This window comes from Rhizobium sp. KNZ2-6A (assembly GCF_056755475.1).
This window is the reverse complement of record NZ_JBNDIC010000002.1, coordinates 115,101-139,746: the sequence shown is the minus strand read 5'-3', so window position 1 is coordinate 139,746 and position 24,646 is coordinate 115,101. Positions and strand designations below refer to the sequence as shown.

Below are 24,646 nucleotides of genomic sequence, written 5' to 3'. Positions count from 1 at the left end.
TGGCCGATGCGCACCATCCATTCGGCGAGCAACCTGCCCGACACGACAAGCAGAACGATCTGCACTAGAAACAGCCCTTCGGAGGCGTGGCTGGCCTTTTGCCCTTCGGCTGCGAAGGCGATTTGCGCGATCGATAGCGACAGGATGAGGGCAATAGGAAGGTAAGTGCGCCTGAAGGAAGTAATTTCGAGAATTTCTGGCGTAGCGGCAAGGATCGATCCCACTGAGCAGCAGGAAAACGCGCTAGAGCCTTTGCCGTTCCAGATGGCATCGGCAATTGCCGTCTTGACTCGCCCGGCATCGGGAGCGATAGGCCGGTCCGCCGCCTTTGGAGGGACGGACCAAAACTGATTGGAAAATCAGACGCGTTCCAGCGCGACGGCAATTCCCTGGCCGACGCCGATGCACATGGTCGAGAGCGAATAGCGGCCGCCGGTTTCCTTCAGCTCCAGTGCGGCGGTGCCGGTGATGCGGGCGCCGGACATGCCAAGCGGATGGCCAAGCGCGATGGCGCCGCCATTGCGGTTGACGCGGGCGTCATCATCGGCAATGCCGAGTTCGCGCAGCACGGCCAGCCCCTGCGAGGCGAAGGCTTCGTTGAGTTCGATGACGTCGAACTGTTCCTGGCGCATGCCGAGCCGGGCCATCAGCTTGCGCGAGGCGGGAACCGGGCCGATGCCCATAATGCGGGGGGCGACACCGGCGGCGGCACCGCCGAGAATGCGGGCGATCGGCGTGAGGCCGTATTTCCTCGCTGCCGCCTCCGAGGCGATGATGAGCGCGGCAGAGCCGTCGTTAACGCCGGAGGCGTTACCGGCCGTTACCGTGCCGTCTTCCTTCTTGAAGGGCGTGCCGAGCTTGGCGAGCGCTTCCATCGTCGTGGCGCGCGGATGCTCGTCCTTGCCGACGACAACCGGATCGCCCTTGCGCTGAGGGATCGTCACCGGCGTGATCTCTTTGGCAAGCCGGCCGTTCTCCTGTGCCGCCGCAGCCTTTGCCTGCGAGCGAATGGCAAAGGCGTCCTGATCCTCGCGGCTGACCTTGTAATCTTCCGCGACGTTCTCGCCGGTCTCCGGCATGGAGTCGACGCCATACTGCTTCTTCATGACAGGATTGATGAAACGCCAGCCGATGGTCGTGTCGTAGATTTCGGCGTTGCGCGAAAAGGCGCTTTCGGCCTTGGGAATGACGAAGGGCGCGCGCGACATGCTCTCAACGCCGCCGGCGATCATCAAATCAGCCTCGCCGGCGCGGATGGCGCGGGCAGCCGCGATGACGGCATCCATGCCCGAGCCGCAAAGCCGGTTGATCGTCGTGCCGGGCACCGAAATCGGCAGGCCGGCCAGCAGGCTTGCCATGCGCGCGACGTTGCGATTGTCCTCGCCCGCCTGGTTGGCGCATCCATAGATCACGTCGTCGATGGCTTCCCAATCGACCGAGCCGTTGCGCTCGATCAGCGCCTTCAGCGGCACGGCGCCGAGATCATCGGCGCGGACGGATGAAAGCGATCCGCCGAAACGGCCGATCGGGGTGCGGATATAGTCACAGATGAAGGCTTCGGTCATGGTCTTCTCCCAACGGCATGTTGCGCAAAAGCGGCTTGCGAAATATTATAAGCTTAAAGCATCGCGCGCGAGTCTGAAAGATGGCAACCGGCTTCAGAGCTTCGGCACGACGAGGTCGGCAACGGGGCGATCGATATGGAGCGGCGCGCCGGTCATCGCCTGCAGCTCGTCCATCGTCATGGCGGCGAGCTTTTCGCGGACGACGAAGCCCTGCCTACCGATGTCGATGACCGCATGGCTCGTATAGACGCGGGTGATGCAGCCGACGCCGGTCAGCGGGAAGGTGCAGGTCTCCACCAGTTTCGGCTTGCCATCCTTGGTCACATGTTCGGTGATGACGAAAACCTGCTTGGCGCCGTGCACCAGGTCCATGGCGCCGCCGACGGCGGGCACGCCCTTCGAGCCGACGCGCCAATTGGCCAGGTCGCCATTCTGCGCCACCTGATAGGCGCCAAGGATCGCGACATCCAGATGGCCGCCGCGCACCATGGCGAAGCTATCGGCGTGATGGAAGAAGGAGGCGCCCGGCTTCAGCGTGACAGCCTTCTTGCCGGCGTTGATCAGATCCCAATCTTCCTCACCTTCCGCCGGCGGTTCGCCAAAATTCAGAATGCCGTTTTCGGTGTGGAAGATCGCCTGGCGGCCCGGAGGCTGGTAGCGGGCGACCATTTCCGGAAAGCCGATGCCGAGGTTAACATAGGCGCCATCCTGGATGTCCTGAGCTGCTCGCCAAGCGATCTGGGCGTTGGAGAGCTTGATGTCTTCGCGTGTGTCGACGGTCATACGTAGGCCACTCCGGCTCGAATGAGATTTTCTTCCTGTTGCGGATCGGCGACTTCCACGACACCGTTGACGAAGATGCCGGGGGTAACGATGCGCTCGGGATCGAGCTCGCCGGCGGCGACGATTTTCGAGACCTGCGCGATCGTCCTGGTCGCGGCCATGCACATCAGCGGATTAAAGTTGCGGCCGGCCTTGTTGTAGATGAGGTTGCCCTGCACGTCGCCGACTTCAGCTTTGACAATAGCGAAATCGGCCTTGAGCCAGCGCTCCTGAACATAGTGGCGGCCATCGAATTCCGCGATGACCTTGTCGTTGGCGAGTTCGGTCCCATAGGCGGTTGGTGTATAGAAAGCCGGAATGCCGGCGCCTCCGGCGCGGATGCGTTCGGCAAGAGTCCCCTGGGGCACCAGTTCCAGCTCGATTTCGCCGGCCAGATAACGGTCTGTGAAGGCGCGCGGATCGGAAGACCGCGGAAACGAGCAGATCATCTTCCTGACCATGCCGGCATCGATCATCGCAGCGATGCCTATGCGCCCGTTGCCGGCATTGTTGTTGATGACGGTCAGGTTCTTCGAGCCTTTGTCGATCAGCGCATGGATGAGTTCGATCGGCGCGCCGGAGCCGCCAAAGCCGCCGATCATGACGGTCGCACCATCGCCGATATCGGAGACGGCGGCCGCCGTGCTCGCGATTGTCTTATCCATGCGGAAACTCCCACTTGCCATGCGGGCGGACCAAGGCGCCCCGTCCTCTTCCTTTCGAATAGATCAGCATGGGCTGGACGGCAATCAATTTGTGCGTTATTTGATTTTTGTTCATATATCGCACAAATTTGAGTTGGAAACGTTATGCGCGAAACGGATTTCGTCAGCGGCTTTGCCAAGGGATTGAAAGTCATCGAAGCCTTCGGCGAGACGCGGCAGCGCTTGACGATTGCCGAGGCATCGAAGCTGACCGGCCTCGATCGCGCCACCGTGCGCCGTTCGCTTCTGACGCTCTCCGAGCTCGGCTATGCTGTTTATGACGGCAAATTCTTCACGCTGACGCCGAAGATCCTGAGGCTCGGTCATGCCTATCTGGCCGCGACGCCGCTGCCGACCATCATCCAGCCGCATCTCGATCTGCTTGCCGAGCGCGCCGGGCAGAATGCCTCGGCTTCGGTGCTGGACGGAACGGAAGTCGTCTATATCGCCCGTGCTTCCCAGCGCCGGGTGATGTCGATCAACCTGACACCCGGCAGCCGGCTTCCGGCCTTCTGCGCCTCGATGGGCCGCGTTTTGCTCGCCGCCTTGCCGGAAAGCGAAGCACGCTCGGTACTCGGGCGAACCGATCTCAAGGCGAATACGCGGAATACCAAGACCGATCCGGAGGAGCTGATGGCGGAATTCCGCCGGGTAAGGGAACAGGGCTATGCGGTCATCGACCAGGAGCTGGAAATCGGCCTTTGCTCGATTGCCGTGCCGGTCGAAAACGATCGCGGTCAGACCGTGGCAGCGATCAATATCGGCGCGCCTGCCGCCTATGTCGCAGCGTCCGACATGGTGGAGCGTTTTCTGCCATTGTTGAAGGAAACGCAGAAGGCGCTGCGGCTGGTACTGCCTTAATCCTCATGGTTATGGGGCCATCCTCGTGGTTCGAGACGGCCCTTTGGGCCTCCTCACCATGAGGATGGAACCGATTAACGTCTCTGTGTCGCTTGCAGTTCTTTGGCAACAGAGCCTGAAGATCAGCCCTCATGCTGAGGAGGCTCCTGAGCTTGCCGAAGGGGCCGTCTCGAAGCACGAGGGCGGGTGGCTGCCCGCGGTCCAGATTGCCTCGCTCACATCCCAAGCCTCTGCCGCTCCTCGATGCGCCAGGCGCGAGGTGTCTGGCCGGTCTGCTTGACGAAGAAGCGGGAGAAATAGGCGGGGTCGGCAAAGCCCAGGCGATAGCTGATTTCCTGCACGCTCGCGAAGGTGAAGACCAGTTCGCGCTTGGCTTCGTCCAGCAACTTGCGTGTGATCAGTTCATGAGCACCGTGCCCTGTCCGGCTGCGCACGATGCGGCTGAGATGCGCCGGCGATATGCCGAGGCTTTCGGCATAGAAGGAAGCCGGCTTGTGCGAGCGGAAGTGGCGCTGGATAAGGCCCTGCAGCATCTCCATCCGGCGCTCGCTCTCATCGACAGCGCTTGATCCTTCGTCGGCTTTCTGGGCGATCCGCGCCGTCAGCAGCAAGGCCGAGGTCAGATAAGCGTCGAGCAGATCGTTGCGGCCATTGCGGTGGTTCGCAAATTCTTCCCCCAGGCGTCTCAGCGTATTGGCGACGTGCGCCGCGTCTTCGCTGGCCATGTCGAGCAAGGTCAAATGCGGCTCGGCAAGCCATGCGCCCAGCCGGCTGCGATCGCCCGGCGCCGCCTTCAGGTGAGAAATCAGCACCGTGATGACAAAGCCGTCAATATCGCGCGAAAACCGGAAGCCGTGATTGAAGTGTGGCGGCACGGTAATGACAGCGGGCGGCGTGATGGCGTGGGGAATTCCATCAAAGATAGCGTCGCCGGATCCGGCATCTATGTACAAGATCTGAAAGAAGCTCTCATGCCGGTGCGGCCGGATTTCCCAATGATGAAGGCTGCTGCGGGAGGGGATTGTCTCGCAATGCAGCCAGAAATCCGGCTTTCGACCGGTATTTTCGCCGTAGAGCTCATAGGTCGGCACAGTCTTCGTCACGGCTCTCCTCCCTCGCCATGTTCGATTTGTGCAATTTGATGACCGAAATGTCCATTGCGGATTGAGCGTGCGCCGAAGAGACTTGAGGCAAGAAATACGCATGGGAGGAGACGATGCGCACTCAAGTCGCCATTATCGGTTCGGGGCCGTCCGGGCTGCTGCTCGGCCAGCTGCTGACGGAGGCCGGCATCGATAATGTCATTCTCGATCGTGTCGGCAAGGATTACATTCTCGGCCGCGTACGCGCCGGCGTTCTTGAAGAAGGCACCGTCCGGTTGCTGGATCAGGCGAAGGCAAGCGAACGTCTCCATGCCGAGGGATTGCCGCATGACGGCTTCTCGCTTGCCTTCGACGGCCGCGATCATCGCATCGACCTTCATGGTCTCACGGGCGGCAAGCGGGTCGTCATTTACGGTCAGACGGAGATGACCCGCGATCTGATAGCCCGTCGCGAGGAAAGCGGCGCTCCAACCATCTACAGCGCCACCAATGTCCAGCCGCACGGCTTCGATGGCGATACGCCCTATCTGACCTATGAGAAGGGCGGCGCTTCCCATCGCATCGATTGCGATTTCATCGCCGGCTGCGACGGCTTTCATGGCGTCAGCCGCAAATCGGTTCCGGAGAGAGCGATCCGCAGCTTCGAGAAGGTCTATCCCTTCGGCTGGCTCGGCGTGCTGGCCGAAGTGGCGCCCGTCAATCATGAGCTGATCTATGCCAATCATCCCCGCGGTTTTGCACTCTGCTCAATGCGCTCGACGACCCGCAGCCGCTATTACATCCAGTGCCCGCTTGAGGAGAAGGTCGAGGACTGGAGCGACGACCGTTTCTGGGATGAGCTGCGCCGTCGGCTGCCGGTACATCACGCCGAGGCTCTGGTCACCGCGCCATCCTTCGAGAAATCGATCGCGCCGCTGCGTTCCTTCGTCGCCGAACCCATGCGCTTCGGCCGTCTCTTCCTCGTCGGCGACGCCGCCCATATCGTGCCACCAACCGGCGCCAAGGGCCTCAATCTGGCGGCGAGCGACGTGCATTACCTGCTTTCCGGTCTCGTCGAACATTATCAGGATCGATCCAATGCCGGATTGGAAGCCTATTCCACGCGTGCGCTTGCCCGCGTCTGGAAGGCGGTGCGCTTCTCCTGGTGGATGACGACGATGATGCATCGCTTTCCCGATACCAGCGATTTCGATCAGAAGATTCAGGAAGCCGAGCTCGATTATCTCACCCATTCGCGCGCCGCGTCGACCGCACTCGCCGAAAACTATGTCGGACTTCCGTTCTGAAGCGGGGCAATCGCATATGGATAGGCAAGCCCCTCATCCGTCCTCTCACAGTTCGCTTCGCTTGACTGTTCGAGTCCACCTTCTCCCCGCTCTTTCGACAAACTCAAGACGGGGCGAAGGGGTTTGGCGAGGTCGCTCCCTCGCCCCGTCAAAACGGGGAGAGAGCTGGGGTGAGGGGCACTTTTTATTTCATATGCAACCGCCCGGCCTTTTGAGCCGGCCTCAAAGCTTCCGAGTGACCTCGCTTGCCGCTTCCCGGATCGTCTGCATCAGGATCGACAGGGGAAGGGTGGGGATGGCGTCGGTGCGCATGGTGAGTCCCACGGGTCCCTTCGTTTCGCTGGTGTCGATCGGCAGCAGTGCCAGCAGTCCGTCATCGACATCGCCGGCAACGACACCTGCCGAGATGATCCAGATGGCGTCGCTCGAGCGCACGAAAGCGCGGCCGAAGGAATCGGAAACGGTTTCGATCTGATTGGGCAGTCCGCCGGCGCCGTTGGCGATCAGGAAGCTTTCGACGAAAGGCCGGATGATCGAGCCGCGCGTCGGCATGAGGATCGTGTAGCGGTTGAGATCGGCAAACAGCGATTGCCCGCCGGACAGCAGCGGGTGGCCCGCCCTGACGGCAAAGACAACTTGCTCGGAGTAAAGATGCTCGAAGGAAAAACCGGTCATCTTGTCTGGGCTTGCCAATCGACCGACGACGAGATCGAGATCGCCGATGCGCAATTGCTCCAGAAGCACGGCGTTCTCGCCGGTCACGATCTTGATGCGGCTCCAGGTCTCCTCTTTCAGAAACAAGTCCATCGCCCGCGGCATGATCCGTGTCGAAACCGTCGGCAGCGCGCCGACGCGGATCGGCGGTGCTTCGCCGGAACGCTCTTGCGAGACGGAATCAAGCCCCTGCCGGAGTGCGGTCAGCGCAGCACCGGCATGGCGGAGAAAGACTTCGCCATAGCGGGTGATGCGGATGCCGCGCCCGTCGCGTTCGAAGACCGCGACGCCGAGCGCCTCTTCCAGCTCGCGGATCGTCTTGGTCACCGCCGGCTGGCTGATATTCAGCAGTCCGGCCGCCTTGATCACGCTTTTCTGGCGGGCAACCTCGACAAAGGTCTGCAGATGGCGGAACTTGATGCGCGCGTCGAGCATGCTCACTCATAACCCTGGAGTTATCGTAGAGCAAAGAAATATCATTTTACCTAACCAGATTATACATCCAATCTCATGGCCGAGGAGATTTCCAGTGCAATTTGCCCGCATCAACGACGTCACGATCCACTATCAGATCATCGGTGGTCCCGCTGACAAGCCAGTGCTTGTCTTTGCCAATTCGCTCGGCACCGATTTCCGGATCTGGCGGGATGTGATCGTGCGCCTCGCCGGCGATTTTCCCATCGTGCTCTACGACAAGCGCGGCCATGGCCTCTCCGATCTCGGCCAGATGCCCTATGCCATCGAGGATCATGCCACCGACCTTGCCGGCCTGCTCGATTTTCTCTCGGTCGAGAATGCCATTATCTGCGGCCTGTCGGTCGGCGGGCTGGTCGCCCAGTCGCTTTATCAGCGCCGCCCGGATCTGGTGCGGGCGCTGATCCTTTGCGACACCGCCCACAAGATCGGCACGGCCGAGAGCTGGAATGCCCGCATCGCGCAGGTCGAGGCTGATGGCATCGAATCCATCGTCGATGCCATCATGGAACGCTGGTTCACGCCCGCCTTCCGCCGTCCGGAAAACATTGCCTTCGCCGGCTATTGCAACATGCTGATCCGCCAACCGGTCGCAGGTTACGTCGCCACCTGCGCGGCTCTTCGCGATGCCGATCTGACCGAAGCTGCGGCTAGGATTGCAGTGCCCACCATCTGCATCGTCGGCGATCAGGATGGCTCCACGCCGCCGGAGCTGGTGCTATCGATGGCAAAGCTCATTCCCAATGCGCGCTATGAAGTTATCAAGGACGCCGGCCATATCCCTTGCGTCGAACAACCTGAGGCGTTGACCGAAGTCATCCGTGCCTTCATCGACGTCGTACTGCGTGGAGAACAAGCCTGATGAATGACCCCACCATGCCGTCCGAGCGTTATCTGCAGGGCATGGCGACACGCCGTGCCGTGCTCGGCGACAGCCATGTCGATCGCGCCCAGCAGGGGTCGACCGAGTTCGATCAACCCTTTCAGGAGCTGATCACCGAAGCGGCCTGGGGGCATGTCTGGTCGCGCCCGACGCTGAGCCTGCGTGAACGGTCCATCGTAACGATTGCCCTGCTCGCCGCGCTCGGTCAGGATGATGAGGTGGCCATGCATGTGCGCGCCACGCGCAACACCGGCGCGACGCGCGACGATATCTGCGAGGCGCTTCTGCATGTGGCGATCTATGCCGGTGTGCCGGCCGCCAACCACGCGATCAAGATCGCCAAGCAGGTTTTCGAACAGATGGACGCCGAACAGGCGGCATGAAGCGAGGCAGACATGTCCAAGGGAAGCAACAGCAAGCCTGAAACCGGCGCCTTTTTCGCCAGGGACCGCGCCTGGCATCCGCCGGCTTTTGCGCCGGGATACAAGACCTCCGTGCTGCGCTCGCCGCAGCGCGCATTGCTCTCTCTCGACGGCACGATTTCCGAAATCACGGGGCCGGTCTTCGGTCACTCCATATTGAACGAGCTCGACAACGACCTGATCCATAATTTCGCCAAGCCGGGCGAGAGCGCGATCGGCGAGCGGATCATTGTCCATGGCCGTGTGCTCGACGAGCGCGGACGGCCGGTGCCGGGCGTGCTGCTCGAATTTTGGCAGGCCAATGCCGGCGGGCGCTATCGCCACAAGAAGGAAACCTATCTCGCCGCCATCGACCCGAATTTCGGCGGCTGCGGCCGCGCCATCAGCGATGACGACGGGCACTACGCCTTCCGCACCATCCGTCCCGGCGCCTATCCCTGGCCGAACGGCGTCAACGACTGGCGCCCGGCGCATATTCACTTCTCCGTCTTTGGTCATGGCTTCGCGCAGCGGCTGATCACGCAAATGTATTTCGAGGGCGACCCGATGATCTGGAAATGTCCGATCGTCGGCACGATCCCCGACAAACAGGCAATCGAGCAGCTGATCGCGCCGCTCGACTGGGGCAACACGATCCCGATGGATGCCCGCGCCTATAAATTCGATATCGTGCTGCGCGGTCGCCGGTCGACCCTGTTCGAAAACCGGCTGGAGGGCAATTGATGGTACAGGATCTCGACTACCTCAAGGAAACGCCGTCGCAGACGGCCGGCCCTTACGTCCATATCGGCTTAACGCCGAACTACAGCGAGATCGGCGGCGTCTACGAAACCGATCTCGGCTCCGTCATGGTCAACGACAAGACGCTCGGCGAGCACATCACGGTGACGGGAAGAGTGATCGATGGTGCGGGAGCGCCGGTCAAGGATGCCGTGCTCGAAATCTGGCAGGCCGACAGCGCCGGGCTTTATAACAGCCCGTCGGAACTGCGCGGCACCGCCGATCCGAATTTTACCGGCTGGGGGCGTTGCCCGACCAGTTCGACCGACGGCGTTTTCCGTTTCGGGACGATCAAGCCCGGTCGTGTCCCCTTCAAGGACGGTCGCAAGATGGCGCCGCACATCACCTTCTGGATCGTGGCGCGTGGCATCAATATCGGTCTGCACACGCGCATGTATTTCCCGGAAGAGACCGAGGCCAACGCCGAGGATCCCTTGCTTGCGCGCATCGAACACAGGGATCGCCTCGCAACGCTGATTGCCGCGAAGGAAGGCTCCGTCTACACCTTCGATATCCATTTGCAGGGCGACAAGGAAACGGTTTTCCTCGATATATAGGCCATGAGCGTTTCTCCCTTCGACCATCCGTTCCTGTCCGGTCTCCTCGGTGACGAGGAGATTGCAGGATATTTCTCCGCCAAGGCCGATATTCGCGCCATGCTCTCTTTCAAAGCTGCTCTTGCCAAGGTCGAGGCGCAGTATGGGGTAATCCCGCTGGATGCAGCAGCGCATATCGCCGAACTCTGCGCCGGCTTCGAGCCCGATCTGCAGAGCCTGAAGGCGGCAACGGCGTCGGATGGCGTCGTCGTGCCGGATCTTGTCCGGCAGCTGCGCAAGGCGGTCGGCGAGGATGCAGCCAAGCATGTTCACTTCGGCGCCACCAGCCAGGACGTCATCGACACCAGCTTGATGCTGCGGCTGAAGGCAGCGGCCTTTATCCTCGGTGGCCGTCTCTTTGCCGTGTCGTCCGCGCTGACTAAACTGGAAGCGCGTTTCGGCTCGAACAGACTGATGGGCCGCACCCGGATGCAGGCGGCGATCGCGATCACCGTGTCCGATCGGCTGCGGGCATGGCGCCATCCGCTCGATCAATATCGCGACCGGCTGACGCAGGAGACTTTTCCGCTGCAATTCGGCGGTGCCGCCGGCACGCTGGAAAAATTCGGGCCGAAGGCGGCCGAAATCAGGAGTTCGCTGGCACAGACACTGGGCCTGACGGACGAGCCGCAGTGGCAAAGCCAGCGAGGGCACATTGCCGAGCTCGCCGGGCTCTTGTCGATGATCTCTGGCAGTCTCGGCAAGATCGGCCAGGACATCGCCCTTCTGGCGCAGGCCGGCGACGAAATCGAGCTTGCCGGCGGCGGCGGTTCCTCGGCCATGCCGCACAAGCAGAACCCGGTCGCGGCCGAAACGCTGGTCACGCTTGCCCGCTTCAATGCCGTGCAGCTTTCGGGCATTCACCAGTCGCTCGTACACGAGCAGGAGCGATCGGGCGCCGCCTGGACATTGGAATGGCTACTTTTGCCGCCTATGGTCGTGGCGACGGCGGCATCGCTGCGCCACGCATTGCAAGTGGTTGGTTCGATCAAGCGCTTGGGAACGACAAACGAGTAGGATATTCGTCGCTATCCATAACCGAATCGATATGGAAGCAAGGTTTTATTTCATTTTACATCACCATTTCCCGTGAGAAATTGGCGGTGATCGAAATTTGAACGATCAAGGGCGGCACAAGAAACGGCTGCCGGGAGGAGAAAAATGAAACGGTTTGTCTTGGCCGCCATCGCGGCCGTTGCTCTTGGCGGCGCTGCCTATGCCGATACCATCAAGGTCGGTGTCATCGGTCCGTTTTCAGGCCCGTTCGCGCTGCAGGGCAAGAATTTCAAGGCGGGCATCGACGCCTATATGGCGGTCAATGGTAAGAAGGTCGGCAATGACGAGGTGGAGGTGATCTACCGCGATTTGCCGGCGGCCGATCCGGCCCAATCGAAGTCGCTCGCCCAGGAGCTCGTCGTCAAGGAGAAGGTCCAGTATCTCGCCGGCTTCTACTTCACGCCGGATGCGATGGCGGTGACGCCGATCCTCAAGCAGGCCAATGTGCCGATGGTGATCTTCAATGCCGCGACCTCGGCGATCGTCACCAAGAGCCCGCTCGTCGTGCGCACCTCCTTCACCACCTGGCAGACTTCGACGCCGATCGCCAAGGTCGCCTTTGATGCTGGCGTGAAGAAGGTCATCTCCGTCGTCAGCGATTACGGTCCGGGCGTCGATGCCGAAAACGCCTTCAAGGCCGGTTTTGAGAAGCAAGGCGGCCAAGTCGTCCAGGCGATCCGTATGCCGCTGTCGACCAACGACTTCAGCCCGATCATGCAGCGTATCAAGGATTCTGGCGCGCAGGGCGTCTTCGCTTTCCTGCCGTCCGGCCCGACGACGCTCGGTTTCGTCAAGGCCTATAACGAGAATGGCCTGAGGTCAGCCGGCATCAAGCTGTTTGCACCCGGCGACCTGACGCAGGAATCCGATCTGCCGGCGCTTGGCGATGCGGCGCTCGGCATGCAGACGACCTTCCACTATGCGATTTCGCATGACTCGCCCGAAAACAAGGCTTTCGTCGCGGCCGCCGGCAAGGCGATCGGCAATCCTGCCGAATTGACCTTCCCGGCCGTCGGCGCTTTCGACGGCATGCATGTCATCTACAAGATGATCGAGGCGACCGGCGGCAAGCAGGATGCGCAGAAGGCGGTCGATGCCGTCAAGGGCCTGTCCTGGGTCAGCCCACGCGGCCCGGTCACCATCGATGCGGAAAGCCGGCATATCACGCAGAACATCTATCTGCGTGAGGTCGCCAAGGGTGACGACGGCAAGTACTACAACAAGGAAATCCAGACCTTCGAGAAGCAGGGCGATCCAGGCCTTGCCGCCGCGAAGTAAGCGCTTCAGACCCTGAATACCCCTGATCGGACGCCTCCGTTCAGGGGTATGACAGCAGCCATCGCGCTACAACAACCGGACCAGCGATTTCAATGCAAACCGTGCTCAGCATAGCAGTCGATGCCCTCGCTTACGGCATGGTGCTGTTCGTCATCTCCATCGGGCTTTCCGTCACGATGGGGCTGATGCGCGTCGTCAATCTGGCCCATGGCGCCTTTGCCATGATCGGCGGCTATATCGCCTCCTACGCCGCGCGCGATCTGGGGCTTGGCTATGGCGCCGCGGTCTTGCTGGCCGTGGTGGGCACCGTCATCATTTCCATCCCGATCGAACGGCTGCTCTACCGGCGCATCTACGGTGCACCGGAACTGACGCAGGTGTTGATGACGATCGGCATCACTTTCTGCATCATCGGCATCGCCAATTATGTCTTCGGCCCGACATTGAAGACCATCCCCTTGCCGGGGACCTTGCAAGGCTCGGTCGACCTCGGCTTCCGTACCATCGGCACGCATCGCATCTTTGCGATCGTCTGCGGTCTCATCGTCGCTCTGGCTCTATGGTACACGATCGAGAAGACCTCCTTCGGCGTGAAGCTGCGCGCCTCCGTCGACAACGCCGCGATGGCCGCCGCGCTCGGCGTTAGGACGGAAGTGGTCTATGCGGTGAGTTTTGCCGTTGCCGTCGGGCTTGCAGCCTTTGGCGGCGTCGTGGGCGCTGAGCTGCTGCCGGTCGAGCCCTATTATGCGCTCCGCTACATGGTGACCTTCCTCGTCGTCGTTTCCGTCGGCGGTGCCGGCTCGATCTCGGGTGCGCTGCTCGCCTGCCTCATCCTTGGCTGCATCGATACGACTGGCCGTTACCTCATGCCGGAATATGGGGAATTCTTCTTCTATCTGGCCGTCATTGCCATCATCTGCGTCTTCCCGCGCGGCTTTGCCGGGAGAATGAAGTAACATGGCTTTGACCCTTGAAAGAGAGGCTGCACCGATCGTGACCAGACATCGTACATTCGGGCAGGATCTGATCGCGGTTGCGGTTGTCGTCGTCGTGGCCGCCGCCGGCTATCTGCTGTTTCCGGACAATCTCGCGCTCCTGACCCGGCTGATCGCGATCGCGCTTCTCGTGCTCTCGCTCGATCTCGTCACCGGCTATTGCGGCGTGGCGACCCTCGGTCATGCGGCGCTGTTTGGCGCGGGAGCTTATGCTGCCGGCATTGCATCCGCCCATTACGGCATCAACGATCCGCTGCTGATGACGCTCGCCGGCGTTGTTGGTGGTGCTATCGCCGGGCTCGTGTGCGGCATCGTCATCTTGAGAGCGCATGGACTGCCGCAACTCGTGCTCTCGATCGCGCTGGTCTATCTCTTCCACGAATTCGCCAACAAGGCATCGAGCTGGACAGGTGGCAGCGATGGATTGTCGGGCATATCGGCCGATCCGCTGTTCGGCATGTTCGAGTTCGATCTTTATGGACATACGGCCTACTTTTATGGTGTGGCGCTGCTGCTGATCGTGCTTGTGCTGCTGCGCTTTCTCGTCCGTTCTCCCTTCGGCATGCTCTGCCGCGGTATCCGCCAGGATCCCTTGCGTATCCGCGCCATGGGGGCTTCGCCGAAGGCGGCGCTGATCAAGATGTATGTGATTTCCGGCGCCGTTGCCGGCGTCGGCGGCGCCTTGAACGCGATTTCGACGCAGGTCGTCGGCCTCGACAGCCTGTCTTTCACGCAATCGGCCGAGGCGCTGGTCATGCTCGTCCTTGGCGGCACCGGATCACTGTTCGGCGCGCTTGTCGGCACGTTGATCTTCATGCTCTTCGAGGATTACGTCTCCGCCGCCAATCCCTTCCATTGGCTGACGATCGTCGGCGCGCTCCTGATCCTCGTCGTGCTCTTCGCGCCCAAGGGTATCTACGGCACGGCCGCCGCCTATGTGGCCCGCCGCAGGGAGGCGCGGACATGAGCGCGATTTTCGAGGTCAGCAATTTGAAGAAGGCGTTCGGCGGCCTGACGGTGACGAATAATGTCAGCCTGTCGATGGCGCCGGGAGATCGTGTGGCTCTCATCGGCCCGAACGGAGCCGGCAAGACCAGTTTCGTCAACCTCGTCACGGGCAATCTGCAGGCGGATTCCGGTGAGGTGCGCATCGCCGGTCAGAATGTCAACAAGGTCGATGCCATCGGCCGTGTGCGGCGCGGGCTGGTGCGTTCATTCCAGGTGACGCGGCTGTTTCAGGACATGACGCCGGCCGAGCATGTCGGCATGGCTATCCTGCAGCGGACAGGCCGTTCCGGCCGCATGTTCGGCAATTTCCTGTCGATGCACGATGTCATGGCCGAGACCGAGGAGTTGCTCGGCACGCTCGGCCTTGTCGCTCTCATGCATCGCAAGGTCAGCGAGATCGCTTATGGCCAGCAGCGGCTTTTGGAAATTGCCGTAGCCATGGCCCTGGAGCCGAAAGTGCTGCTGCTCGACGAGCCCGCCGCTGGCGTACCGCAGAGCGATACCTGCCGCATCGAGCAGGCGCTCGCCGATCTGCCCGCCGACCTCGCCGTGCTGATGATCGAGCATGACATGGACCTCGTCTTCCGCTTCGCCAAGCGCGTGGTGGTGCTCGCCGCCGGCACGATCATCTTCGACGGGTCGCCGAAAGACGTGACGCAGAATGCGCGTGTGCGCGAAGCCTATCTTGGGAGCTACGCCAATGCCGGCCACGCCGCTTGAAGTGGAAAATCTGTCGGCCGGCTATGGTCCGACGCGGGTGCTGGAAGCGGTTTCCTTTTCCGTGCCGGCGGGTGGCCGGCTGGCCGTGCTTGGCCGCAACGGCATGGGCAAGAGCACGCTGCTTGCCACGCTCGCCGGGCAGACCCGGCGCTATGATGGCCGCATCCGGCTGGGCTCGGCCGATATTGCCGGCCTGCCGAGCGCTAAGCGCGCCCATCAGGGTCTCGGCTATGTGCCGCAGACGCGCGACGTCTTTCCGACGCTGACAGTGGAGGAAAATCTCTCCGTCGGGCTGAAGGGACGGCCGAAAAGCGCCCTGCAGGAAGCCTATGACATGTTTCCGCGCTTGAAGGAGCGTCGCAGAAATTTAGGCAGCCAGCTTTCCGGCGGCGAGCAGCAGATGCTGTCGACGGCCCGCACCATCCTCGGCCGACCCTCCGTCCTGCTGCTGGACGAGCCGCTGGAAGGGCTTGCGCCCGTCATCTGCGAGGAGCTGATGGCGGCCTTCGCCAAGCTCGCCAAGTCAGGCGACATGACGATCCTGCTGGTGGAGCAGCGCATTCAAAGCGCGTTGGATTTCGCAAGCGATGTCATCATTCTCGAGCGCGGCCGGCTTGCCTGGAAAGGGACGCCCGAGGCTCTGGCTGCCGATCATGGTGCGGTCGAACGCCTGCTCGGCGTCGGTGGATTGCATTAGCGTATCCACTCCCGGCAATGCTCCAATGGAGCGCGGCCTTATAATGAAACCCTATGCTTCTACTAGCCGCCTGCCGTTGCGGCGACTGTTCCGTTTGTCCTAAACTTTCCGCTGGCTTGATTATGGAGGAGGTGTGACATGGACCGTTTCACCGGCGGCTGCCTGTGCGGCAAGGTAAGAATGGCGGCATCGGGGCGCCCTTATCGGGTCGGCATCTGCCATTGTCTCGACTGCCGCAAGCATCACGGCGCGCTTTTCCATGCCTCCGCGATCTTTCCCGAGGATGCGGTGACGATCGAAGGCGAAACCCGAGACTATGCCGGCCGGTTTTTCTGCCCTCACTGCGGTTCGTCCGTTTTCTCGCGAAGCGCGGACGAAATCGAAGTCAATCTCGGGTCTCTCGATGCCCCTGATCAGCTAAGGCCGACCTACGAACTCTGGACCGTCCGCCGCGAATCCTGGCTGCCGCCGTTTCCGCTCGCGAGACGATATGACCACAATCGCGAGGGAACGAGCCGCTTCGAGGATTAGGTGGGGCTCGCCGCAAGCGTTATGCTGACAAAACTATTCATGGCGATCGGTATCGGCGATTCATGTTGACGACAAAACGTTGACGATTTATCGATATATTATCATTGTTATTGGCGTCATTCTGCTGGAGGCGGGTTTGTCGGAGAACATTTCGGGTCGTTGGGATTTCTGGATCGATCGCGGCGGTACCTTCACCGACGTTGTCGGGCGCGATCCGTCTGGCGCACTCCATGCCCGCAAGGTCCTCTCGGAAAATCCCGAGGCCTATCGCGACGCGGCCGTTCACGGCATTCGTCTCCATCTTGGTCTCGGCAAGGGCGAGCCGGTTCCCGAAGGCGCGATCGGTGAAGTCCGCATGGGTACCACCGTCGCCACCAATGCGCTGCTAGAGCGCAAGGGCGAACACCTTGCGCTGGTGACGACGAAGGGTTTCCGCGATGCGCTGCGCATCGGCTATCAGGAGCGCAAGAAGATCTTCGCGACCGAGATCATCAAACCGGAAGCGCTTTATGAAGATGTCGTCGAAATCGAGGAGCGGGTGCTTGCCGACGGCACCGTCGAGCTCGCTCTCGATGAAAAAGCGGCTGAAGCGGCGCTGCGCGATCTTCTCGCTAGGGGTTATCGCTCTGTCGCCATTGTCTTCATGCATGCCTACAAGTTCCCGGCGCATGAGGCTGCCGTTGCCAGGATCGCCAGATCGCTCGGTTTCGAGCAGGTCTCCGTCAGCCATGAGGTCTCGCCGCTGATCAAACTCGTCGGCCGTGGCGATACGGCCGTCATCGACGCTTATCTGTCGCCGGTGCTCGGCCGCTATATAAGCCAGGTTTGCGATGAGCTCGATGTCGGGCGCACCGGTGCGCGCGTCATGTTCATGATGTCGTCGGGCGGATTGACGGCGGCCGATATGTTCCAGGGCAAGGATGCCATCCTCTCAGGTCCGGCCGGCGGCGTGGTCGGGCTTGCAAAGACCGGCGAACAGGCGGGTTTTGCCAATGTTATCGGCTTCGATATGGGGGGCACCTCGACGGACGTGGCGCATTTCGATGGCGAATATGAGCGCGCTTTTGAGACGGAAGTGGCCGGCGTCCGCGTGCGCGCGCCGATGATGCTGATCCACACCGTGGCCGCAGGCGGCGGCTCGATCCTGCATTTCGACGGCGATCGCTTCCGCGTCGGCCCGGATTCCGCCGGCGCCTTTCCAGGTCCTGCCTGCTATCGCAACGGCGGCCCGCTTGCCGTCACCGACGCCAATGTCATGGCCGGCAAGCTTCTGCCGGAATTCTTCCCCTCCATCTTCGGACCTAACCAGGACCAGCCGCTCGACGTCGAGACGGTGCGGGCTAAGTTCGCAGCACTCGCGGTTGAAATCGGTGATGGCCGCAGCTCGGAAGACGTCGCCGACGGCTTTATCCGCATCGCGGTCGCCAATATGGTCGAGGCGATCAAGAAAATCTCCGTGCAGCGCGGTTATGATGTGACGCGTTATGCGCTCAACTGCTTCGGCGGTGCCGGTGGGCAGCATGCCTGCCTGGTGGCCGATGCGCTTGGCATGAAGAGCATCCTTCTACATCCGATGTCCGGCCTTCTTTCCGCCTATGGCATGGGGCTTGCCGATATCAGGGCAACGCGCCAGAAGGCACTCGGCGTTTCTCTCGATGGTGCCGCCCCAGCCGCTGTCGCAACACTTGGCAGCGAATTGCGCAGCGAATGCGTGCCCGAGCTGGAAGCGCAGGGTGTCCCAGCAAGCGAAATCAAGACGGTCCAGCGCGCCCATATCCGCTATGCCGGCACCGATACGCTGCTGGCGGTCGAGACGACCTTCCCAGAGATCGACGACCCCGCGCGGCTGCGCAGCCAGTTCGAGACGCTGCACAAGCGCCGCTTCGGTTTCGTTGCCGAAGACAAGCCTCTAGTCGTCGAGGCCGTCGAGATCGAAACGATCGGCGGCGCGGCTGCCGATATCGCTGTCGAGCTGGAAGCGGCTGCCGAAGGTGAGGCTGAGGCCGCGAAGGGCACCGCCTTCTACTCGAACGGCGAAAGACACGATGCGGCCGTCGTTCTGCGCCAGGCGATCAAGCCCGGCCAGACCGTGACCGGCCCGGCCATCGTCATCGAACCGAACCAGACGATCGTCATCGAGGACGGCTGGCAGGCGCAGCTGACGGTCAAGGATCACATCGTCCTCAAGCGCATCAAGGCGCTGCCCGAACGCAATGCCATCGGCACCAAGGCCGATCCGGTCATGCTGGAGATCTTCAACAATCTCTTCATGTCGATCGCCGAGCAGATGGGCATGACGCTGCAGAACACGGCCTATTCGGTCAATATCAAGGAACGGCTGGATTTCTCCTGTGCCGTCTTCGATGCGGAAGGTAATCTGGTCGCCAACGCGCCGCATATGCCGGTTCATCTGGGCTCGATGGATGCATCCGTCGCAACCGCAATCCGCGAAAACACCGTCATCCATCCGGGCGACGTCTTCCTGATCAATGCGCCCTATAATGGCGGAACGCATCTGCCCGATCTCACTGTCTGTACCCCGGTCTTTGACGATGCGGGTGAGAAGATCCGCTTCTGGGTCGCGAGCCGCGGTCACCATGCCGATATTGGCGGCATTTCGCCGGGCTCCATGTCGCCGCTCGCTACCCATATCGAGGAGGAAGGCGTCTATATCGACAATTTCAAGCTGCTCGATCGCGGCCGCTTCTGTGAAGCGGAGCTTACCAAGTTGCTGACGGGCGCCCGCTATCCGGTGCGCACGCTGGCGCAGAATATCAACGATCTCAAGGCCCAGGTCGCCGCCAACGAGAAGGGTGTGGCCGAGCTGAAGAAGATGATCGTCCACTTCGGCGAAGATGTCGTCGACGCTTATATGGGCCACGTTCAGGATAATGCCGCCGAAAGCGTGCGCCGTGTCCTCGACCGTCTGTCGGATGGTACGTTCACTTACGAAATGGATCAAGGTTGCAAGATCGTCGTCAGGATATCGATCGACAAGGACAAGCGCGAGGCAACGGTCGATTTCACCGGTACGTCGGCGCAGCGCCCGGATAATTTCAACGCGCCGCAGCCGGTAACGCGGGCAGCCGTGCTTTATGTTTTCCGCGTGCTCGTCGAGGCCGATATTCCGATGAATGCCGGCTGCCTCAGGCCAATCCGCATCATCATTCCTGAGGGAACGATGCTGACGCCGGAATATCCGGCCGCCGTCGTCGCCGGCAATGTCGAGGTCAGCCAGGCCGTGACCAACTGCCTGTTCGGTGCTGTCGAGGCGCTGGCAGCCGCGCAAGGGACGATGAACAATCTGACTTTCGGCAATGACGCCTATCAATATTACGAGACGATCTGCTCCGGCGCGCCGGCAGGGCCGGGCTTCAACGGCGCCGATGCCGTGCACACGCATATGACCAATTCACGCCTGACCGATCCCGAAATCCTCGAGACGCGCTTCCCGGTCGTGCTGGAGGATTTCCACATTCGTCCGAATTCCGGCGGCCGCGGCAAGTGGAATGCCGGCAATGGCACCCAGCGCACCATTCGCACCCGCGAGAAGCTGGAATTCGCCATTCTGTCTGGGCATCGGCGCATCGCACCCTTCGGCGTCAAGGGCGGCGAAGCCGGACAGACCGGCCGCAACTATGTCCGTCGCAACGATGGCAGGATCGAAGAGCTGATCGGTTCCGCCCATACCGTGCTTGAGGCAGGTGAGGCCTTTACGGTCGTCACCCCCACCGGCGGCGGCTATGGAAAGCGGGATGGATAGCAATGTGATGCCGGATCGAGCGGCATTGATTGCTCGGCCCGTCGGATTTGCAGGACCTTGATCGGGTTCGAAGGAGATTTCAGGTGACGTCTGAGGAAAAGACCGAGCGACGCGAATTGATCGTATCGTCAGCCCATCTTGCGGGCGGCAGTTCGCCGGCCCTGTCGGAGCTGGAATACGGGTCGATCCTCTTTTCCCATGCCTTCAATCGTTGGCTGGTGCGCTGTATGGCGGCGGCCGGCGTGCCCGGCCTTTCGCCGGTCGAGATCCTGATCATTCATTCCGTGCGGCATCGCGACCGGCCGAAAACGCTCGCCGACCTCTGCCTCGTCCTCGATATCGAGGACACGCATGTCGCCAATTACGCCATCAAGAAACTGGAGGCGGCGGGGCTCGTCAAAAGCGGCAAGGCCGGCAAGGAAAAGACGATCCGGGTCACCGACAAGGGCCTGGACGCATTGAAGCGCTATACCGAAATTCGCGAGCGCCTGCTGGTGGAGGCGACCAAAGTGTCCGGCCTGTCGCAGGATGGCCTGTCCGATATCGCGTCGCATCTCAGGGCATTGTCCGGCTATTACGAACAGGCCGCGCGGTCGGCCGCGACGCTGTAATATCAGGATGGGCCGTCGAGCCCAGCGCAGATCTTCTCAGCGATCGGTCTAATTGCGCGGTTTTCGCTGGTCAGGAAAGCCGGTCTCCGGATTCCGGCTTCGGCTATATCGGTCGACACGCGGCAAATCGTCGGCAAACGTCACCCACGGCAATCTCATCGACCAGAAGGCGTGGACAGTCGGCGCGAAGCGCTCTGGGTGGTCCATAAAGCCAATGGTGAGCCAGCATTCATCCGGTAGCCCCCCATCGGCATAGCCGATGGACGAACCGCAGTTTTCGCAGAAGGTGCGATGGACGCCCGCCGTCTTGCTGAAGGTCTTGGGCCTGCCGCTTATGAAGTTGATCTGATGCTGCCTGTACCCGATCCAGACGGTCAAAGGACCGCCAATCGCCTTCCGGCAGTCATCATCGTGATCAGAATTGATCCAGAATGGCTCGCCGCGCGCTTCCAGCACAATCTGGCCGCAAAAGCACGAACCACGCTCTATTCGAAGTCGATTGGGCATTCCCAAACCTAGCATGGCTCCGATCGTCGTCACACTATAATCTCGGCTTCGGCCGAGTGCCGACCGCGAGCCAGCGCGCGAATCTCCGGATCTTATCTATTTTGCCACGCCACACCTATATTAGGATCTGTGCGATCCGTTGGCGGTGTTCGTTCGTCCAACGATCTGTATCGGCCGAACGATGAGATCCAGTTTTTACCACCGCGCTACTTTTGGAAATTGCTGGCTTCGCACGATAGCAAAAGTGTGCTTTTTTTGACCGAAAGGGGAATGGTGTAAAAACTTCCATGAACAACGATAGTTTCGAGCTGAAATTTTGGGGCGTGCGGGGAAGCATCCCTGTATCGGGACCGGAATTTGAGCGGTACGGCGGCAATACGTCGTGCATTGAGTTACGGCATGATGGCAGGCATATCTTATTCGACGCCGGGACGGGGTTGCGCGAAGCGGCGGCCTATCTGGCCAAGGAAGGGGTCCGCGATATCGATCTCTTCTTCACGCATTCGCACTACGACCACATCATCGGCCTGCCCTTCTTCAATGCTATTTATGATCCGAGAGTCAGCGTCGATCTCTGGTCTGGCCATCTTGCCGGCAAGACGACAACCCGGCAGTTGATCGGCCAGTTCATGCGGCCGCCATGGTTCCCCGTCGAACCCGATATCTGTCGCGCCGAGATGGGTTTTCGCGATTTCGCCGCCGGCGATACGCTGAAGCCGCATCCAGGAATCGTGATGCACACGGCCAGGCTGAACCATCCAGGCGGCTGCATCGGCTATCGCATCGAATGGTCGGGCCGGGTCATCGCCTTGGTCTACGATACCGAGCATATAGCCGGTAAACTCGATGAGGCCGCGCTGGCCCTGATGGCCGATGCCGATCTCGTCATATATGACGCGACCTATCTCGAAGCCGAGATGCCCAAATATCTGGGCTTCGGCCATTCCACCTGGCAAGAGGGCATCAAGCTCGCCAAGAAGGCCGGCGCAAAGCAGCTGGCCCTGTTTCACCATGCTCCCGGCCGCACCGACCGCGAGCTGGACGAGATGCAGCGCGATGCGCAGCAGAGCTTCCCCGGCGCATTCGTCGCCTTTGACGGGCAGTCGCTGCAGCTCTGAAACCTGCCGCGACGGCTGAGCTCGCTGGAATTGCGTTAGAGCATTTCCGCTTTTCTTCGAATAGCGAAAACGCTCTATCTTCTTGTTTCGCTACGCATTCCGGAGGGAAAACCGCTGCGCACTTTTCCTAGAATTGCTCTAATGGATGAAATTGCCGACCGGCCGCCATTCGATGGCGGCATGGCCGGCCGTTTCCGCAAACAATGTCTCGACGAAATCCCAGGCGAGATCATCGTGGGCGAGATGGTGGGTCATCACGCCGATCGGTTCGTCATTGCCGTCGAAGCGGTTCTGAAGCTCCTCCACGAGGCGCCCGATCACTTCGGCATGCGGTAAGCCGCCACGCACGTCATGCCATCGCATGATGTCGACATGCGTGTTGACCAGGCTGATAGGCGCCTGCCCGGCCTGCCCGAAGACCGAGACGGCGCGATAGCCGAAGGGTTCGAGATGCGGCAGCAGCCCGTCATCGATCCGGTTCCACGGCGGCACCAGAAGCGGGACGAACTGCGCGGGATATAGGGCTTGCAGCTTGTCGAAGCCGCGATGAAGCTCATCGAGCACGACAGCTTTTGGCCGATGCAGGCCGAGCTCCTGCTTCTTGGTATCATCGGGAGCATAGTTCTGATGCGTCCAGCCATGCACGGTCGCTGTGATGCGGCTTTCGCCCGCCAGCCGTTCGGCCAGAGGCTTGCCCGTCGGCCCCGGAATGATCGCGAGTGCCATGGGCACCTCGAAGCGATTGGAAAGAGACAGCAGTCGGTCTAGGGCAGGGGTCGGCTCGATGGCGTCGTCGTCGCGGAACCATAGCTTCGCCTTTCGCCCGGCCGCGCTCCAGCGCCGCAACTCGTCGCGCAAGGGCCGCCACTCGGCTCTATCGTTCATAATGCGTGTCTCCCAGATAGTTTCGAAGAATGGTTTCGAGCCGCTTCGATGCGGCGCTCAAGGAACGTTCCTGATGAACGAAGCGGTAGGCTGCGTCCGCCATGGCTTGTCGCTGATGCTGATCGCCGAGAAGCTGCGAAATCGCATTGGCATAGGCCGCCACATCGCCCTCCGGCGTCAGCAATCCGGTCTTGCCGGCCATCACCACTTCCGGCACGCCGGCCGTCGCCTGCGCGATCACGGGAAGGCCTGCCGCCTGTGCCTCGAGATAGGCAAGGCCGTAGGCTTCGTTGCAACCGGGCCAGACATAGAGGCCGGCGGCCGCAAGCTCCTCTACGATCTCCGGAGTGGAGCATTCCCCACGCCACTCTATCCGTCGCTCGTCGAAAGTGGAAAACAGCGACTTTACCTCGGCCCGCATCGGCCCATCGCCGATGATGGTCAGGGTCCAATCCTGATCGCGGATGAGATCAAGCGCTTTGGCCAGCATGGTGTAGCTATCGAACTTATCGCCCTTGCGCAGCATCGCCACGGTGATCAGCCGCCGCGGATCCGGGGACGAGCGAGCAAAGGGCGCGGTATCGATGAAGGGCCGGAAACGCTCGTAGCGGCCGTCCGGGATCGCATCCTGAAGGCCGATCTGGTCCCTTTCGGTAAAGCACAGATTGACGGCGGCAAGCCTTACGGCGTCGGCGATGAGACGCTGGTTTTCGCCCCAGCCGTTTTCATCATGGCGGCGGGAATAGGATGCCTCCGCCGTGACATAGGGAATGCCGAGCCTTCTCGCGATCGATGGGCCGATGAGATCGGGGGTTTTGTAGTAAGGGTGGTAAGTGAACCACAGGTCCGGCGCTGTCTCATCCCGACAGCGCGCGAGCAGGCGATCCACTTCGCCTTCCGCCTGCCGGGCGATCTCCATGCGTGGACCGGCTTCCGGCGTCGGCGTGAAGCTTCGCAATTCGGAAGCGACGTCGACCTGATGCCCTGCCATTTCCAACGCCGCGATGATCTGGCGCGCCATCAGCCGATCGCCTGAAGGGACCGGGTGGCCAGGAGATTTCAAGGGGGCGTAAAAGGCGATCTTCATACTGCCGGCACATGGTTGACGATTAAGTGATGGTACGAGCCCGAATTGTGAGAGGATTGCCCGAATTCCGACCGGTTGCGTGACAATAAGGTCCCTGCTTCGAAAAGCCGCATCCTCGACAGTGTGCGGTCTTGCGGCTAGATGAATAGGCGATAGCGGTTTTCCCACCTGTTGTGAACG

At 61.3% G+C, this 24,646-nt stretch carries 24 protein-coding genes; 16 read left to right on the top strand and 8 right to left on the bottom strand.

Features of this window, described 5'->3' with window-relative positions:
• Window positions 1-359 precede the first annotated feature (359 nt).
• The 3 genes from pcaF to ACPYOP_RS02125 form a co-directional block, all read right to left on the bottom strand.
• Complete coding sequence (pcaF, locus tag ACPYOP_RS02135) at window positions 360-1,565, bottom strand: 3-oxoadipyl-CoA thiolase (RefSeq protein ID WP_481408739.1); 1,206 nt, start codon at window positions 1,563-1,565, stop codon at window positions 360-362.
• 93 nt (window positions 1,566-1,658) lie between these two features.
• Complete coding sequence (locus ACPYOP_RS02130) at window positions 1,659-2,348, bottom strand: CoA transferase subunit B (RefSeq protein WP_481408738.1); 690 nt, start codon at window positions 2,346-2,348, stop codon at window positions 1,659-1,661.
• Complete coding sequence (locus ACPYOP_RS02125) at window positions 2,345-3,052, bottom strand: 3-oxoacid CoA-transferase subunit A (protein WP_481408737.1); 708 nt, start codon at window positions 3,050-3,052, stop codon at window positions 2,345-2,347. The genes ACPYOP_RS02130 and ACPYOP_RS02125 overlap by 4 nt, the downstream gene beginning before the upstream one ends.
• A gap of 144 nt (window positions 3,053-3,196) precedes the next feature.
• Between ACPYOP_RS02125 and ACPYOP_RS02120 the strand changes: the two genes are divergently transcribed.
• Window positions 3,197-3,952 (top strand): IclR family transcriptional regulator, encoded by a 756-nt coding sequence (locus tag ACPYOP_RS02120; RefSeq protein WP_481408736.1) that lies wholly within the window; start codon window positions 3,197-3,199, stop codon window positions 3,950-3,952.
• Between the two features lie 215 nt (window positions 3,953-4,167).
• On the opposite strand, the gene ACPYOP_RS02115 is transcribed toward ACPYOP_RS02120, so the two are convergent.
• Window positions 4,168-5,055 (bottom strand): helix-turn-helix domain-containing protein, encoded by an 888-nt coding sequence (locus ACPYOP_RS02115; protein ID WP_481408735.1) that lies wholly within the window; start codon window positions 5,053-5,055, stop codon window positions 4,168-4,170.
• A gap of 113 nt (window positions 5,056-5,168) precedes the next feature.
• Here ACPYOP_RS02115 and pobA point away from each other — a divergent pair, with 113 nt between their 5' ends.
• Window positions 5,169-6,341 (top strand): 4-hydroxybenzoate 3-monooxygenase, encoded by a 1,173-nt coding sequence (gene pobA / locus ACPYOP_RS02110; protein ID WP_481408734.1) that lies wholly within the window; start codon window positions 5,169-5,171, stop codon window positions 6,339-6,341.
• A 222-nt stretch (window positions 6,342-6,563) separates the two neighbouring features.
• On the opposite strand, the gene pcaQ is transcribed toward pobA, so the two are convergent.
• Window positions 6,564-7,490: a pca operon transcription factor PcaQ gene (gene pcaQ / locus ACPYOP_RS02105; protein ID WP_481408859.1), complete on the bottom strand. Its 927-nt coding sequence runs from the start codon at window positions 7,488-7,490 to the stop codon at window positions 6,564-6,566.
• Window positions 7,491-7,584: 94 nt separating this feature from the next.
• On the opposite strand from pcaQ, the gene pcaD reads away from it, so the two are divergent.
• From pcaD to ACPYOP_RS02040, 13 genes are all read left to right on the top strand, one after another.
• Window positions 7,585-8,391 carry a 3-oxoadipate enol-lactonase gene (pcaD, locus tag ACPYOP_RS02100; protein WP_481408733.1) on the top strand — a complete coding sequence of 269 codons (807 nt, stop codon included), beginning with the start codon at window positions 7,585-7,587 and terminating at the stop codon, window positions 8,389-8,391.
• Window positions 8,391-8,795 carry a 4-carboxymuconolactone decarboxylase gene (gene pcaC, locus ACPYOP_RS02095; protein ID WP_120669032.1) on the top strand — a complete coding sequence of 135 codons (405 nt, stop codon included), beginning with the start codon at window positions 8,391-8,393 and terminating at the stop codon, window positions 8,793-8,795. The genes pcaD and pcaC overlap by 1 nt, the downstream gene beginning before the upstream one ends.
• A 12-nt stretch (window positions 8,796-8,807) precedes the next feature.
• Window positions 8,808-9,557, top strand: coding sequence for a protocatechuate 3,4-dioxygenase subunit beta (pcaH, locus tag ACPYOP_RS02090; RefSeq protein ID WP_481408732.1), 750 nt, complete (start codon window positions 8,808-8,810; stop codon window positions 9,555-9,557).
• Entirely contained in the window at window positions 9,557-10,171 is a 615-nt protein-coding gene (pcaG, locus tag ACPYOP_RS02085) for a protocatechuate 3,4-dioxygenase subunit alpha (RefSeq protein ID WP_481408731.1), read from the top strand. Before pcaH ends, pcaG begins: the two co-directional genes overlap by 1 nt.
• 3 nt (window positions 10,172-10,174) lie before the next feature.
• Complete coding sequence (locus ACPYOP_RS02080; protein ID WP_481408730.1) at window positions 10,175-11,227, top strand: 3-carboxy-cis,cis-muconate cycloisomerase; 1,053 nt, start codon at window positions 10,175-10,177, stop codon at window positions 11,225-11,227.
• 144 nt (window positions 11,228-11,371) lie between these two features.
• Window positions 11,372-12,544, top strand: coding sequence for an ABC transporter substrate-binding protein (locus ACPYOP_RS02075; RefSeq protein WP_481408729.1), 1,173 nt, complete (start codon window positions 11,372-11,374; stop codon window positions 12,542-12,544).
• A gap of 92 nt (window positions 12,545-12,636) precedes the next feature.
• On the top strand, window positions 12,637-13,500 hold the full coding sequence (locus tag ACPYOP_RS02070) for a branched-chain amino acid ABC transporter permease (RefSeq protein WP_481408728.1): 864 nt from the start codon (window positions 12,637-12,639) through the stop codon (window positions 13,498-13,500).
• Window position 13,501: 1 nt separating this feature from the next.
• Entirely contained in the window at window positions 13,502-14,506 is a 1,005-nt protein-coding gene (locus ACPYOP_RS02065) for a branched-chain amino acid ABC transporter permease (protein WP_481408727.1), read from the top strand.
• On the top strand, window positions 14,503-15,267 hold the full coding sequence (locus ACPYOP_RS02060; protein WP_481408726.1) for an ABC transporter ATP-binding protein: 765 nt from the start codon (window positions 14,503-14,505) through the stop codon (window positions 15,265-15,267). The genes ACPYOP_RS02065 and ACPYOP_RS02060 overlap by 4 nt, the downstream gene beginning before the upstream one ends.
• Window positions 15,248-15,964, top strand: coding sequence for an ABC transporter ATP-binding protein (locus ACPYOP_RS02055; protein ID WP_481408725.1), 717 nt, complete (start codon window positions 15,248-15,250; stop codon window positions 15,962-15,964). Before ACPYOP_RS02060 ends, ACPYOP_RS02055 begins: the two co-directional genes overlap by 20 nt.
• A gap of 138 nt (window positions 15,965-16,102) precedes the next feature.
• Window positions 16,103-16,495: a GFA family protein gene (locus ACPYOP_RS02050; protein ID WP_481408724.1), complete on the top strand. Its 393-nt coding sequence runs from the start codon at window positions 16,103-16,105 to the stop codon at window positions 16,493-16,495.
• Window positions 16,496-16,631: 136 nt separating this feature from the next.
• Window positions 16,632-20,258: a hydantoinase B/oxoprolinase family protein gene (locus ACPYOP_RS02045; protein WP_481408723.1), complete on the top strand. Its 3,627-nt coding sequence runs from the start codon at window positions 16,632-16,634 to the stop codon at window positions 20,256-20,258.
• A gap of 83 nt (window positions 20,259-20,341) precedes the next feature.
• Entirely contained in the window at window positions 20,342-20,869 is a 528-nt protein-coding gene (locus tag ACPYOP_RS02040; protein WP_481408722.1) for a winged helix DNA-binding protein, read from the top strand.
• 48 nt (window positions 20,870-20,917) lie between these two features.
• On the opposite strand, the gene ACPYOP_RS02035 is transcribed toward ACPYOP_RS02040, so the two are convergent.
• Window positions 20,918-21,409 (bottom strand): GFA family protein, encoded by a 492-nt coding sequence (locus ACPYOP_RS02035; RefSeq protein ID WP_481408721.1) that lies wholly within the window; start codon window positions 21,407-21,409, stop codon window positions 20,918-20,920.
• Window positions 21,410-21,663: 254 nt separating this feature from the next.
• Between ACPYOP_RS02035 and ACPYOP_RS02030 the strand changes: the two genes are divergently transcribed.
• Window positions 21,664-22,494 carry an MBL fold metallo-hydrolase gene (locus tag ACPYOP_RS02030; RefSeq protein WP_481408720.1) on the top strand — a complete coding sequence of 277 codons (831 nt, stop codon included), beginning with the start codon at window positions 21,664-21,666 and terminating at the stop codon, window positions 22,492-22,494.
• Between the two features lie 138 nt (window positions 22,495-22,632).
• On the opposite strand, the gene ACPYOP_RS02025 is transcribed toward ACPYOP_RS02030, so the two are convergent.
• Window positions 22,633-23,379: a polysaccharide deacetylase family protein gene (locus tag ACPYOP_RS02025; protein WP_481408719.1), complete on the bottom strand. Its 747-nt coding sequence runs from the start codon at window positions 23,377-23,379 to the stop codon at window positions 22,633-22,635.
• Entirely contained in the window at window positions 23,369-24,466 is a 1,098-nt protein-coding gene (locus ACPYOP_RS02020; protein WP_481408718.1) for a glycosyltransferase family 4 protein, read from the bottom strand. Before ACPYOP_RS02020 ends, ACPYOP_RS02025 begins: the two co-directional genes overlap by 11 nt.
• Window positions 24,467-24,646: the final 180 nt, after the last annotated feature.

Excerpts from the sequence above, each read along its gene's own strand:
- pcaC (WP_120669032.1), top strand. The coding sequence starts at position 8,391 with ATGAATGACCCCACCATGCCGTCCGAGCGTTATCTGCAGGGCATGGCG.
- ACPYOP_RS02125 (WP_481408737.1), bottom strand. The coding sequence starts at position 3,052 with ATGGATAAGACAATCGCGAGCACGGCGGCCGCCGTCTCCGATATCGGC.
- pcaG (WP_481408731.1), top strand. The coding sequence starts at position 9,557 with ATGGTACAGGATCTCGACTACCTCAAGGAAACGCCGTCGCAGACGGCC.
- ACPYOP_RS02080 (WP_481408730.1), top strand. The coding sequence starts at position 10,175 with ATGAGCGTTTCTCCCTTCGACCATCCGTTCCTGTCCGGTCTCCTCGGT.
- ACPYOP_RS02020 (WP_481408718.1), bottom strand. The coding sequence starts at position 24,466 with ATGAAGATCGCCTTTTACGCCCCCTTGAAATCTCCTGGCCACCCGGTC.
- ACPYOP_RS02130 (WP_481408738.1), bottom strand. The coding sequence starts at position 2,348 with ATGACCGTCGACACACGCGAAGACATCAAGCTCTCCAACGCCCAGATC.
- ACPYOP_RS02120 (WP_481408736.1), top strand. The coding sequence starts at position 3,197 with ATGCGCGAAACGGATTTCGTCAGCGGCTTTGCCAAGGGATTGAAAGTC.
- ACPYOP_RS02025 (WP_481408719.1), bottom strand. The coding sequence starts at position 23,379 with ATGAACGATAGAGCCGAGTGGCGGCCCTTGCGCGACGAGTTGCGGCGC.
- ACPYOP_RS02070 (WP_481408728.1), top strand. The coding sequence starts at position 12,637 with ATGCAAACCGTGCTCAGCATAGCAGTCGATGCCCTCGCTTACGGCATG.
- ACPYOP_RS02075 (WP_481408729.1), top strand. The coding sequence starts at position 11,372 with ATGAAACGGTTTGTCTTGGCCGCCATCGCGGCCGTTGCTCTTGGCGGC.
- pcaH (WP_481408732.1), top strand. The coding sequence starts at position 8,808 with ATGTCCAAGGGAAGCAACAGCAAGCCTGAAACCGGCGCCTTTTTCGCC.
- ACPYOP_RS02060 (WP_481408726.1), top strand. The coding sequence starts at position 14,503 with ATGAGCGCGATTTTCGAGGTCAGCAATTTGAAGAAGGCGTTCGGCGGC.
- pobA (WP_481408734.1), top strand. The coding sequence starts at position 5,169 with ATGCGCACTCAAGTCGCCATTATCGGTTCGGGGCCGTCCGGGCTGCTG.
- ACPYOP_RS02050 (WP_481408724.1), top strand. The coding sequence starts at position 16,103 with ATGGACCGTTTCACCGGCGGCTGCCTGTGCGGCAAGGTAAGAATGGCG.
- pcaQ (WP_481408859.1), bottom strand. The coding sequence starts at position 7,490 with ATGCTCGACGCGCGCATCAAGTTCCGCCATCTGCAGACCTTTGTCGAG.
- ACPYOP_RS02065 (WP_481408727.1), top strand. The coding sequence starts at position 13,502 with ATGGCTTTGACCCTTGAAAGAGAGGCTGCACCGATCGTGACCAGACAT.
- pcaF (WP_481408739.1), bottom strand. The coding sequence starts at position 1,565 with ATGACCGAAGCCTTCATCTGTGACTATATCCGCACCCCGATCGGCCGT.
- ACPYOP_RS02030 (WP_481408720.1), top strand. The coding sequence starts at position 21,664 with ATGAACAACGATAGTTTCGAGCTGAAATTTTGGGGCGTGCGGGGAAGC.
- ACPYOP_RS02055 (WP_481408725.1), top strand. The coding sequence starts at position 15,248 with ATGCCGGCCACGCCGCTTGAAGTGGAAAATCTGTCGGCCGGCTATGGT.